The sequence below is a fragment of the Mucilaginibacter gotjawali genome, assembly GCF_002355435.1.
Taxonomy (GTDB): domain Bacteria; phylum Bacteroidota; class Bacteroidia; order Sphingobacteriales; family Sphingobacteriaceae; genus Mucilaginibacter; species Mucilaginibacter gotjawali.
In genome coordinates this window covers 1,728,688-1,740,918 of record NZ_AP017313.1, presented here as the reverse complement: position 1 = coordinate 1,740,918, position 12,231 = coordinate 1,728,688, and the positions used below count along the sequence as shown (strand labels likewise).

9 protein-coding genes are annotated in these 12,231 nt (G+C 41.5%); 4 read left to right on the top strand and 5 right to left on the bottom strand.

Annotation, left to right across the window (positions count from 1 at the left end; translation table 11 throughout):
• Positions 1-23: 23 nt before the first annotated feature.
• The 4 genes from MgSA37_RS08060 to MgSA37_RS08045 form a co-directional block, all read right to left on the bottom strand.
• Positions 24-2,186, bottom strand: a complete 2,163-nt coding sequence (locus MgSA37_RS08060) for a DUF5916 domain-containing protein (protein WP_096351076.1) — start codon at positions 2,184-2,186, stop codon at positions 24-26.
• Positions 2,187-2,644: 458 nt separating this feature from the next.
• Complete coding sequence (locus MgSA37_RS08055) at positions 2,645-3,817, bottom strand: DUF5009 domain-containing protein (RefSeq protein WP_096351073.1); 1,173 nt, start codon at positions 3,815-3,817, stop codon at positions 2,645-2,647.
• A 97-nt stretch (positions 3,818-3,914) separates the two neighbouring features.
• Positions 3,915-4,640, bottom strand: a complete 726-nt coding sequence (gene recO, locus MgSA37_RS08050; RefSeq protein WP_096351072.1) for a DNA repair protein RecO — start codon at positions 4,638-4,640, stop codon at positions 3,915-3,917.
• A complete protein-coding gene (locus MgSA37_RS08045) occupies positions 4,640-4,999 on the bottom strand; it encodes a diacylglycerol kinase family protein (protein ID WP_096351070.1) in 360 nt (119 codons plus the stop codon). Before MgSA37_RS08045 ends, recO begins: the two co-directional genes overlap by 1 nt.
• A 188-nt stretch (positions 5,000-5,187) precedes the next feature.
• Here MgSA37_RS08045 and MgSA37_RS08040 point away from each other — a divergent pair, with 188 nt between their 5' ends.
• The 3 genes from MgSA37_RS08040 (at position 5,188) to MgSA37_RS08030 (ending at position 10,334) form a co-directional block, all read left to right on the top strand.
• Positions 5,188-7,503, top strand: a complete 2,316-nt coding sequence (locus MgSA37_RS08040; protein WP_096351069.1) for an efflux RND transporter permease subunit — start codon at positions 5,188-5,190, stop codon at positions 7,501-7,503.
• Positions 7,504-7,783: 280 nt separating this feature from the next.
• Complete coding sequence (locus MgSA37_RS08035; RefSeq protein ID WP_096351067.1) at positions 7,784-8,560, top strand: SDR family oxidoreductase; 777 nt, start codon at positions 7,784-7,786, stop codon at positions 8,558-8,560.
• Between the two features lie 157 nt (positions 8,561-8,717).
• The gene (locus tag MgSA37_RS08030; protein WP_096351066.1) at positions 8,718-10,334 is read left to right on the top strand and encodes a DUF3943 domain-containing protein; all 1,617 of its coding nucleotides are present in this window, start codon (positions 8,718-8,720) and stop codon (positions 10,332-10,334) included.
• A gap of 18 nt (positions 10,335-10,352) precedes the next feature.
• On the opposite strand, the gene MgSA37_RS08025 is transcribed toward MgSA37_RS08030, so the two are convergent.
• Positions 10,353-11,174 (bottom strand): phytanoyl-CoA dioxygenase family protein, encoded by an 822-nt coding sequence (locus MgSA37_RS08025; protein WP_096351064.1) that lies wholly within the window; start codon positions 11,172-11,174, stop codon positions 10,353-10,355.
• A gap of 124 nt (positions 11,175-11,298) precedes the next feature.
• On the opposite strand from MgSA37_RS08025, the gene MgSA37_RS08020 reads away from it, so the two are divergent.
• Complete coding sequence (locus MgSA37_RS08020; protein ID WP_096351063.1) at positions 11,299-12,195, top strand: AraC family transcriptional regulator; 897 nt, start codon at positions 11,299-11,301, stop codon at positions 12,193-12,195.
• Positions 12,196-12,231 lie beyond the last annotated feature (36 nt).

The following is a 12,231-nucleotide window of genomic DNA, read 5'->3' as shown; positions in this document are numbered from 1 at the left end:
CTATCACTTAATCAACCAATCAACTAATTATTCAGCCAATACGTAAACTTAAACACCAGCATCCGGGTTTTAACGCTGAAAGGACCCGGCAGGTAATTATCAGTATAAACAATAAAGAAATCTGATGCTGGCCGGTAACGGTATTGTATCCGCGTATTGATGTTAAAGTTTTTCCCCTGTTCGTTATACTGGAAATACCCCGTCATGAAAAATTTATTAGTCAGTGTTACATCAACCTTTGGGCCAATAAGCCAAAAAGTATTCAGGCCCCACGGTTGCGGCAATTTTACCGAACTGACAGTAGTACTCCACAAAATATTAACAACAGGCTGAAACCGGTAGCCAAAATCGGTGGTAAGGCTTATTTTTTGGCCACTGTCATAATACCCGCCCTCATCAAAGGTAAAATCGTAAGTAAAAAGTTGTTGTGGTTTTGAGAAGTAAGATAATTCGGCATTGTTCCAATGACTAACGTTGCCGGCCGGCAGCACAGCGCCTATATAATTGGTCGGGTCAAAGGGCGCCAATAGTTTAACAAAATCATGTTCCACCAGGCCGGTTAAAATACTCCTGTCCCGAAAAGTCACCTGGTACGACAAATAAGTCCTGTTATCCGTGGGGCTGAATGCCCCGTTGTAATAACCGGTTAGGTTTATCGTGGGCCCATGACTTAACACCGATCCCCCGTTAGGCAAAAACAAGTAACCAATGTAAGGGTTTAGCTTTATATAACCATGCCGCGGAACATAGCCGGTTTCGGCATTATAGTTAGCGCCTACGTCTTCGTATTGAGCTCCGATCAACCAATATTTATCTGCGTATTGTACATTGCCTGCGTTAGTAAAATCGTGCCCCGTTTTACCCGGCGTAAACGACTTTAGGATCAACTCTTTTCCTGTCCACAAATTCGCTGCTGAAGCAAGGTTAAATTCAACGCCGGCGTTGGTATTGAACCGCGAATTGTTGGGCTGACGGGAAGGCTCAACCGGGTAATTAAAAGCTTCCTTGTTTACAAAAATAAAACCAATGTTTGACCGTGCCAGTATTTTACGCTGCAACGCTATTACCGTAAAGTTTTGGGCCGGCACCGTATCGTTACTATTGGTTTGCATGTCCATTACGCCGATACGCCAGTCTTTATCCAGCTTTCCACTGAGCCTGAATCCGCCGATTATGTTTGACTGCAAGCCGATCCTGCGCGAAAAAAAAGGCCTTATGCTGGCATAGCCGAAATTATTGAATTGATCGCCGTTTTCTAAAAAGAATTGCCGTGTTTCGGGGTAAAAAAGTTCAAAACGGCTTAAATTCACTACCTGTTTATCTGCATCAACCTGCGAAAAATCGGGGTTCAGGGTAAGATCAAGGTTGAGCGCCGACGAAACCGCAATTTTAGCATCAACGCCCCCGGTTACTTTTGCTGCCAGGTTTTTATTCTCCGCATAGTCTTTGCTGAATGACGTTAGTGCATATGGGATGATCGAAACATTGGAACCCGGATCCGGCGGTGGTTTATCCCATATCAAAGTACCGGTATATGCCAAAGAAGCCGTGGGGAACTGGCGTGGCACAGGCGCCCAGGCTGATTTTTCGGTAGCTTTTAAATCATTACGGCTAAAGTTAATGCCCCATTCGGTGATCCCTTTTTTATACCTGATGGACTTAAACGGAATGGATGCTTCAAAAACATATTTATCAGGATAATCTTTTACTGTTGAAACCCATTTATTTGTCCAGTTTAGGTCAACATTCCCGCCATTGTACATGGTACCATCCCACTCTGCCCCTGCTGCATTGGCGCCGAAAGAGTAACCGTTGGTCTGGTCGTTAAATGTGTCCATAAAAAAAATGAAATTGTCATTTTTTTGAAAGCTGAAATCCCTTTTTAATGATTCTACCATGTTAGGCCCGGGCGGGCCTTTATAACAAATTGCCAACACATAAAGGTTCTTCTGGTCATACGCCATTTTTACTTCGGTACAAACATTTGCCATTGCTGTATCCATTGGCAAAACCATATAAAAATTTTGGGCAACGTCGGCATGTTGCCAGGTATCTTCGTCGGGTATCCCGTCAATTTTTATAGCCGAGGTGGCTTCACGGATGTGGTAAACGTACCTGCTATTTTTCTTTTGGGCAAGAAGCTGAAGGGCGAAAAAGCAAAAAACAAAGGTAATTTGGTATTTCAAATCAGGGTAATAATTAGGAGTAAATTTATTGCAAATTAATTTTTTTTGCTTGAAAAAAGGGAAAAACAGTCGATTTTTACTCGTTTTAGATGGTATTTGGCTTTTTTATCCCCATAACAATCCATTTGGGTAAAAAACATGCCAATAGCGGCATAATTTGTTGGTAAGTAACCTTTGTTGGTAAGTTTTGGGCATTTTTTGGATCATTTGTTGAAAAAAACTGTTAAAATTCTGTTAAAATATTAGTGTATTAAATACACATGTTATATATTTGTATAATTATTATTATCGTTCTAACCAATTAGTTCTTTATGATAGATAATGAGGTCAGTTACTACAAAAAGAGTGAGCGCCAGCTTTCTCTTTTTTTGTTTTAGGGGTATTTTCAATTCTTTAAAACAACGTTTACCTTCGTACTTATCGCCCGGCTATTAAACTACCCGATAACACCAGCATACTTAAACCTTGAGCCGGAGCCTTTTCTTTTCAAGAAAACCGGTGATAAATATCACAATAAAACATATGGCAAATGAGCGGATAATTCCACCTGTTCCTTCGCTTAAAAAATCAGGGAAGTTGAAATCAACGATGGCGAAGATCGCCACCATAAAATACGGGATAAGGTAACAGGTAAGGGTACTGGTTCCGGCTGGTTTGATAATTTTAAACCAGTTTGCCTTGCCTTTAACATCTATCAGCCAGATAAAAAATTCAAACAAAATGATACCTATACCACTGCATATTAAAACCCATGCCGGGGTTGAATGTACCTTTGAAATTCCTTCGGTATAAGGGCGTAATAAAAAACCCAGCGCTATGGCAGCTAAACCTGTTAATGTAAACACAACCCATATCCTGCTGTATTTACCTTTGGTTACAAATTTGTAACATAACAAGGAAAACACAACACCAAACATCATCAACGAGCATGAATCACCATCCTGTACAACCAATAGGTGCCAATGGATCAAATGGCCATGGCTGCAAATATTAATGGCCAGGAATATGGCCAGCGCCGTGCACATCGCAATAAAATTCCCTTTAAATATCAGAAATACGCCGGCACAAACCAGGTACGCCCAGCCAATGATGCCTAAAATGCCCCACCATTCTGGTGTTAATCCTTTTGGCTCAGCAGGTGTACCGCCTTTATAAAGGAAAGCTAATACGGCAAGTAATACAATACCCGTGCCCATCAAAATGTATCTTTTAGCTGATGACCAGGTTTCCGGATAATCCAGCCAGATCAGGAAAAACGAGAGCGTTAATAAAAACTCCCAAATGCCCAGCGGCAACAACGCACCCTTGCTGTAATCTTCCATATTTACATGAAAAAAGCCCATTACAATAAGTGCAAATGAGCGCAACAAGATATAAATAGCTATGCTGGAAAAAGATTCCCCTTTACCTAACCGTTTACTGAGCGCAAGCGGAAGCGACAAGCCGGCAATAAATAAAAACAAAGGAAAAATGGTATCGGCAAAGTGCATACCGTCAACGTTGCCCTTCACATGATCTATCCATTCAGGCACATTGCGAACGCCACTCAGGTCGTTCACAAAGATCATAAAAAACATGTTTACTGCCCGTAAAACATCTATGGAGTGTAAACGACTTGGATTTTTTATCATGATGAAGTGTTGACTCGATGTAACAGCTTTAAATATAATAGCTATTTTTGGGATTATTTGTATTGTTTTTGATATGATTCATACGTCTCCGGACCATCTACCCCAGCACTTCTTCTAACACCTCATGCGACCGGATATTGCCGAAGCCCTCAATATGCAGCGTGTAGTAATCCAATAGCTTTTGCACCAGGTAGCGGCGTTCATCATTTGTGATTTTCAGCTGCAAAATATTTTCAAATGTAGCCTCAAGCAGCGCCCTAAAGTTTTGTGTATGCGGTGGCGAAAGGTATAAAATAGTATCAGGCTTATAGTTGCTGAAAACACCATTCTTCAGGTCGAAATAATCGGCATTCCCGGCAAGGTAACGATCAGGATAAAAGCCGAGGTAGCGCGTGAGCCTGGTTAAAAAAAACAGGTGAAAGTTTGACAGCCCTTGGGTTTGGTGATCCAACCATTCAATCGCATTGAAAACAAACTCAAACAGATTTTCATCCGCGGTTTGTTGTTTGATAGCCTTATATAAAACTTCGTTTAAAAAAATAGCCAGGCTGCTTTTGATCACATCATAGGGAATAGTTTGCAACTGGGGCGAGTTTTTGAGTTCCTTAATGCGCTGCACATTCCCGGTATTTTTATAGTAAACAACCATGTCCAGCAAATGCAGCGGCTGGAACATATTCCTGGATATTTTTGCCTTTGGTTTTTTGGCCCCGTTTACAATGTACGATTGCAGGCCAAACTTTTCTGTAAAAACCTGCACAATAATGCTGCTGTCGCCATAATCGGTAGTTTTAAAAACGATGCCGCGGGTTTTATGAAGCATTATCTGATCAGTAATAGCAGCCTGGGTAAAAAAATGATAATGCCGGTTATTAAAGCAAAAAGCGCTGCAATAACTACCGCCCCTGCGCTCATATCTTTGATATGCCCGGCTTTTTCGTTATAGCCCGGCGAAACCAGGTCGACTAAGGTCTCGATCATGGTATTAAAGATCTCAGTAACTAAAACCAGCGCGATACAAACCGCTATCCATTGCCATTCACTCACTGAAATTTGCAGCCAGATCCCCAACAAAACAGCAACTGCGGTTACCCCAAGATGAATCCTGAAATTGAGCTGCGTTTTTGTAGTATACGCTATGCCCTTAAAAGCATAGCCAAAACTGCGGAATAATTTTTTCATTAATCAGCCGATCATTTAGACTATTTTCCGGAAATTCTACCCATTTTCAAAGCAACATGCCTTCCAATCTCAAATTTCCATGGTACAAATCTGCACATTTGCTGAACAATGTCACAATATCATTTCCGGAAATACCATGATAAATCTATTTTCGTAGTTTAGCGACCCGAAACAACCCGTATTAAATAATGATTTGGAAGAAGATTGCTGATATTATATTAAAGAACCGACTGCTTATACTGATCCTGATCGCAGTTTCCAGCATTTTTATGGGTTACCAAGCCAGCAAAGTCCGCATCACTTTCAACGGCGGCAAAGTTTTACCGGTGACGGATTCGGCATATATCAGGTACGCCGAGTTTAAAAAACTGTTCGGCCAGGATGCCAGCACCATGGTGATCGGCTTTAAATCGGCTGATATATTCAAAAAAGATGTCTTTAACGACTGGTACCAGGCGGGTGACCGCATACAACATATTAAAGGGATAAAAGCGGTTATCTCGATGGCCAATTTATTCAACCTTGAAAAAGACACCCTTAACCACCGTTTTACTATTAAACCCCTGGTTACGCATTCACTAACCACGAGCCAGGCGGTTGACAGTGTTAAAAATCAACTGCTTTCCCTGCCTTTTTATAAAGGGCTTATTTTAAGCGAAAACAACCAGGCAACGTTGATGGCTATCACTTTTGAGGGCAAAATTTTAAATACGCCGGCGCGGGTGCCAATCATCGATACGATCCTTAAAATCGGCAAAAACTTCGGGCAAAAGCACCAGATCGAAATGCATTATTCAGGCCTGCCGCTTATCCGTACTATCTCAAGCGACCTGATGAAGAATGAGTTCACGTTATTTTTAGGGCTATCGTTATTGATCACTACCATTATTTTGTTCCTCATTTTCCGCTCAGGATACCCTGTTATTTTCCCTGTAATTGTGGTATTGCTGGGGGTAACGTGGGCGCTGGGGATACTTGTCCTGGCCCATTACGAAATCACCATCCTTACCGGTTTAATACCCGCTTTAATGGTAATTATCGGCGTACCCAACAGTATCATCATCCTTAACAAATACTATTACGAATTCGCCCACAATGGCGATAAGTTAAAATCACTAAATATTGTAATTGAAAAAGTAGGGATAACTACTTTTATTGCCAATGTTACCACAGCGATAGGCTTCGGTGTATTATATTTTACCAACAGCGAATTGTTAACCCAGTTTGGCCTGGTGGCTGCATTAAGTATCATGTCCACTTTTGCGCTGTGTATTGTTTTGGTGCCTATTATATTCAGCTTTTTGCCTGATCCCAAACCAAAACTTACTAAGATCAAAGATCGAAGGCTGATGCAAACCGTATTAATAAGCCTTGATCAACTGGTGCATGCGCATCGTAAAGCAATTTATGCAGTCGCCCTGGTAATGGTGGCCATTTGTTTTTATGGCATGCTCAGGATCAACGTAAACAGCTATGTGGTTGACGACCTGCCCAAAAAAAGCAATACCTTAAGCGACCTTAAATTTTTTGAATCAAACTTTAAAGGCGTTTTACCACTTGAGGTAAGTATCGACACCAAACGAAAAAACGGGGTAATGAATGATGCCACCATCAGGAAGGTTGAAAAGCTCGAGAACCTGATCTCTTCCTACCCTGAATTCAGCCGTTCATTATCATTGATACAGGGCCTTAAATTTTCAACCCAGGCTTTTTATGGAGGCAACCCGGCTTATTATCGCCTGCCGCAAGGTTTTGAAGATGGTTTTATATTAAGTTATGCCAGCCATTCGGGCAAAAACAATACAGTTTTACGCAATTACCTGGATAGCAATAAGCAGTTTACACGGGCGAGTTTTGAAATGGTTGACGTGGGCTCAAACCGGATGAACAAAGTGATCGCCAATTTGCAGCCCCGTATCGATTCCATATTTAACCCTAAAAAATACCATGTAGAACTTACCGGGTCGAGCATCATTTTTATAAAGGGGGCTAATTATATGGTCAAAAACCTTTACCAGAGCCTTGCGCTGGCTATTTTATTAATTGCCGGCGTTATGTGGATCTTGTTCAGAGGGGTAAAGATGATCGCCATATCACTGCTGCCCAACCTTATCCCACTGATCATTACGGCAGGCATCATGGGCTTCTTTGGCATCCCGTTAAAACCGTCTACTATACTGATTTTTAGCATCGCTATGGGGATCTCGTCCGACCAAACTATTTATTTTATTACGCGCTACCGCCAGGAACTGCGCTACACTAAAAAAAGTATATCGCAGATCGTTTCCGATACTATCCGCGAAACCGGGATCAGCATGATCTATGTGGCCATTGTACTATTTTTCGGGTTTGGCATTTTCGCCTTTTCAACTTTCGGCAGTGTAAGTGCACTGGGTATTTTACTCTCAGTTACTTTACTCGTTGCGATGATAAGTAATCTTACCCTCCTCCCGGCATTTCTGCTAAGTTTGGAACATCGGGAAAAGACGAAAGAAAAAGGCTGATTCAGATGATTGGGTGCTGTGCCAACCATAGATTGACCTATCTTCAATCTACAAGTTAAATAAAGGCAAAAAGCACAAAAAGGGTTTACAAAAGGTTTACACTTTCACGAATTTACTTTTTATAAATACCTAATAGTAAGTTATTTATATATTTATCCATTTAAACAGGGTTTACACTATTTTACATAACATCCTCAAATATTTTTAAGCTGTTCCGCTAAAGCCCGACCGTAAATTTATAAATGACATGACACTGGTAAATGGTTGATTTTTTAAAAACATGGATTTAAATCTTAACAATAAAGTAGCCATTGTATTAGCCGCATCCAAAGGGCTGGGTAAAGCCATTGCTGCGGCATTGTCTGCAGAAGGGGTAAAAGTGATCATCGGTTCGCGTGACGCCGGAGAATTGGAGCGGACCGCCAAAGAAATTACCGCCATTACCGGCAATGAAATAACCGCCATAGCCGTTGATGTGGGTGATGCTGCCCGCGTTACCGATTTTATTGAAAAAGCAGCGGCGGCGCACGGCAAAATTGACATCCTGGTAAATAACAGCGGCGGGCCGCCATTTAATAAATTTGAGCATTTTGATGATGAAGCCTGGCAGCAGGCATTCAACCTTAGCCTGTTAAGCTTTGCACGTACAAGCCGCTTGGTTTTACCCCATATGCAAAAAACAGGCAGCGGCCGCATCATCAATATCATCAGCGGTTCGGTAAAATCAGTACTGGCAAATTCAGTTCTTTCAACCAGTATGCGCATGGGCGTTGTTGGGATGGCCAAATTAATGGCCGATGAACTGGGGCCGTATAATATTACTGTAAATAATGTAGCCCCCGGCATGATTCTTACTGACCGGCTTAAACATACGCTGCCAAAAGACACTGATCCAGAACTCGCTTTAAAAGAAAGGGCCAAAAATATCCCGCTCGGCCGCATAGGTAAACCCGAAGAACTGGCTGCACTCGTCACCTTTTTGGCCTCAGAGCAGGCAGCCTATATCAGCGGCACCACCATACAGGTTGACGGCGGGGCAAACAGGGGTATTTTTTAACCCTTTTCTGTCAATTTTTAATAGTAATATTTTGAACATGCAATATGTTGAGCTCTTTAGCAATCCCTGATTAATAATTATTAAATATTTATTTAATATTTAATTAAAACAGTCCAACAAGTTAACGGTTGTATCTAAAACGCACTAAGCGGATGTTATGACAAACTTGTACTTCATGGTCCCGGCCGCTGTAATCAGTTTCGCGCTCGTAATATATTCCATCAAAAACTCAAAAACAGCCTTGCTGTTTTTATTGATACTGTTCTCCTCTAGCTGCTTATTTGCACAGGTTACTCCGGTTGATACGATAAAACCAGGCAATGGCCCCGTTAAAGAACAACTGAAACAAATAAAAAATGCCAAAAAAACAATTAAGGATACAACTGGTAACCAGCCTGCAAAAAATCCTTTTATTGATACAACCATCCGTAATAAGTATGGCGATCTGTTGAACGACGATCCAAAATACAACCCAAAATATCCTTTTTGGAAACCTTTGGCTGGTGTTTTGGGTGTTAATCTGTTTACATGGTCAATGGACAGGTTTTTGCTGAATGAAAGTTTCTCACATATCGGGCCTGCCACCTGGAAATATAATTTACGAAAAGGCTGGGAATGGGATGATGACCGGTTTGGCGTTAATTTTATAGCGCATCCGTATACAGGCTCCATGTATTTTAACCAGGCACGTTCGCAGGGATATAATTATCTTCAATCCGTCCCCTTTGCGGCAGCCGGAAGCCTGATGTGGGAATATTTTGGCGAAAATACACGTCCCTCATATAACGACATTATCAATACCACGGCTAATGGCGCATTCCTTGGTGAAGTATTTTACCGCTTGAGTTCAAATATTTACGATGACCGCACACGCGGCGGTGAAAGGGTATTTCGCGAAATTTTTGGTGGGTTGATTGACCCGGTACGTGGATTTAACAGGTTGCTGGAGGGAAAAACATTCAGAAGAACTACCACTGACGTATATCAAAAAGAGCCATTGAATATAACATTGGCAGCGGGGATCCACAAAATAAATGTGGACAATAATACAATTTTGGGCAATGGCCCTACAAATACGCTCATCAGCCTTCAAATTGATTATGGCAACCCATTAGAAGACAGAAAACGCAAACCTTTTGATTATTTTACCTTCCGCACCGAGTTTAGCTTCGGGTCAGGTAGAAAAGTTTTGGATAATGTGCTTGGGTACGGCGTATTGTTTGGCGGCAATACGCATTTAGGAAAACTATCGATGCTATACGGTGCTTTCCAATATTATGATTATTGGGATAATATGACCTTTGAATTGGGTACGATTGGGTTTGGCGGAGGGGTAGTAACTAAATTACCAATAACCGATGATATTATAGCTTTTACCACCGTCCACCTGGCAGGAGTTCCCTTGGCCGGCAACAGTACCCGGTTTGGCCCTGATACATCGCAGGTAAGAGATTACACTTACAATAATGGATTTGAAGCTAAATTTGCTTCTACAATTAATTTTGGAACTTACGTAACTACTTCTGTTGAATATTATTACTATTTACTTCATGCTTTTTATGGCCCTGCCAGTAATAACCATATCGGCATCTTAAAACCAAAAATCACCGTCCATATAGTTAAGAACTTGAGTTTGGGTTTTGAGCATTTTATATACTATGATAACAGGTATATCAAAACATTTCCGGCAATACATTCCGTTCGTACAGAACAGAAAATATTCCTCTCGTTATACCTGGAAGACCCGCAGCGAAAAGGCGACTATGAGCAATAGGGAGCAGGAATATTGCCTTTATAACAATATGGGGTTCAATTCCGAATCTATCAATCCGCCTATGGGCTTGCCCATCAACCATTTATGGTGATCGTTTTTTTGCCAATTATTTTTATAAGGCGTAATCCTTGCGCCATCGGCCACATAAATAATGGTCATTACCTCGCGCATTTTGTTTGAGTTATTGCCGTTGGCATGGTGTATGGTAAATCCCCTGTGCCAGGTGGCATCACCTGCATCCATTGTGTTTGCCCTGCTGATGGCGAAATGATGCTCTTTAACGTAATTGTCAAATGCACCTTCCGATTCATCCGAGATCTCGTAATTAAAAATGGAACCTTCTTTGTAGGAGCCTGAAGCGAAAGTAAGCATCCCCATATCCACATCAATATCAACCAGCGGCATCCACATGGTAATGGTATTATTGGTATCAATAGGCCAATAGTATTGATCCTGGTGCCATGGCGTAGGGCCACCACCCGCTTCCTTAAACAGGGCCTGGTCATGATACAACCTCACGTTTTCAACGCCCATTAAATCGGCAGCAATTTTTGCCATGCGTTTTGCCAGCACAAATTGCTTCACCTCTTCATCGTTTTGCCATAAATTCATGATCTGCAAAAAGGCCTTTCCGTAGGTATCCCGATCCTGAAGTTTGCGGGTTTCGGTGTTATACTTTTCTGCAGCATCAACTATTACCGGCCGGTAAGCTGCAATCTCTTCTTTATTTAAAACTTGCGTCACTAAAGTATGGCCTTTTTCCCGAAACTCCCGGACGTTTTCTCCGGGTAATTCTTTAAAATCATCCAATAATGGCAAACAGGCGGATTGTTTATTCATTTTGTGTTTTATTACACCCAAAGTAAGTTACACTTTCAAATAAAAAAAATGAGGAAAATGGTGTAATTGTGGATTATTTTATCCTTAAATTTACGATAATAAATTCAAATTGTTAAAATAAACCATGATCAAGGCTTCTTTCGAGATCATACAACCGGCCAACGGTCAGTCATTTTTATTCAGAAAATTTGACAGGTCGGCCTTTGAAGCGCCTTACCATTTTCATCCGGAATACGAACTTACCTATATTATAGAGGGTACAGGCAAACGCTATGCAGGAAGCCATATGGGCGATTTTTCTGCCGGCGACCTGGTATTGCTTGGCCCTAACCTGCCGCATTGCTGGAAACTTGAACAGGAGAAAGATTCACAAACAAATGCCAGCGCCATAGTAGTACAATTTGACGGTGCATTTTTAGGCGACGATTTTTTTAATAAAAACGAGATGCAGCTTATCAGAAAGCTGTTTCAAAAAAGCGGCTGTGGTATTTGTTTTAAATCGGCTACGCAGGCAGTGGTTGATAAAAACCTGGAGGCGTTGAGTAAAGAAAAGAACAACTTCAGGATGCTGATGGGGTTATTGGAAATATTACAAAAGCTGGCTTTATCCAATGATTATATCTTACTTGATCAAAACAGGAGTGTTGCAGAGCGTACGCCAGCCGAGCAGGAGCGTATTAACCCGGTTTACGCTTACCTTGTAGAGAATTTCAGAAGCCAGGTTTCACTGGAAGCCGCCGCAGGCATCGCCAATATGACGACCAACGCGTTCTGCAAATATTTCAAAAAAATTACCCGTAAAACCTTTATGGAAACCATTATTGAGTACCGCCTTAATTATGCCACCCAGCAACTGGTACAAACCGATAAGCCGGTCTCCGATATATCCTACGAAAGCGGCTTTGGTGATGTATCGCATTTCTACAAAATGTTCAAACAAAAAATGCACATCAGCCCGTTAAACTACCGCAAAAAATTTATGCGGGATTTGGAAGACGAGGCCATAATTGGGGTGGCGTAAGACTCATTCGCCGTTTAAATTCTTTCAAACTTCAGG

What these genes read in the sequence shown, in the direction of transcription:
- MgSA37_RS08055 (WP_096351073.1), bottom strand. Translation starts at nt 3,817, where the DNA reads ATGATAAAAAATCCAAGTCGTTTACACTCCATAGATGTTTTACGGGCA.
- recO (WP_096351072.1), bottom strand. Translation starts at nt 4,640, where the DNA reads ATGCTTCATAAAACCCGCGGCATCGTTTTTAAAACTACCGATTATGGC.
- MgSA37_RS08045 (WP_096351070.1), bottom strand. Translation starts at nt 4,999, where the DNA reads ATGAAAAAATTATTCCGCAGTTTTGGCTATGCTTTTAAGGGCATAGCG.
- MgSA37_RS08040 (WP_096351069.1), top strand. Translation starts at nt 5,188, where the DNA reads ATGATTTGGAAGAAGATTGCTGATATTATATTAAAGAACCGACTGCTT.
- MgSA37_RS08035 (WP_096351067.1), top strand. Translation starts at nt 7,784, where the DNA reads ATGGATTTAAATCTTAACAATAAAGTAGCCATTGTATTAGCCGCATCC.
- MgSA37_RS08030 (WP_096351066.1), top strand. Translation starts at nt 8,718, where the DNA reads ATGACAAACTTGTACTTCATGGTCCCGGCCGCTGTAATCAGTTTCGCG.
- MgSA37_RS08025 (WP_096351064.1), bottom strand. Translation starts at nt 11,174, where the DNA reads ATGAATAAACAATCCGCCTGTTTGCCATTATTGGATGATTTTAAAGAA.
- MgSA37_RS08020 (WP_096351063.1), top strand. Translation starts at nt 11,299, where the DNA reads ATGATCAAGGCTTCTTTCGAGATCATACAACCGGCCAACGGTCAGTCA.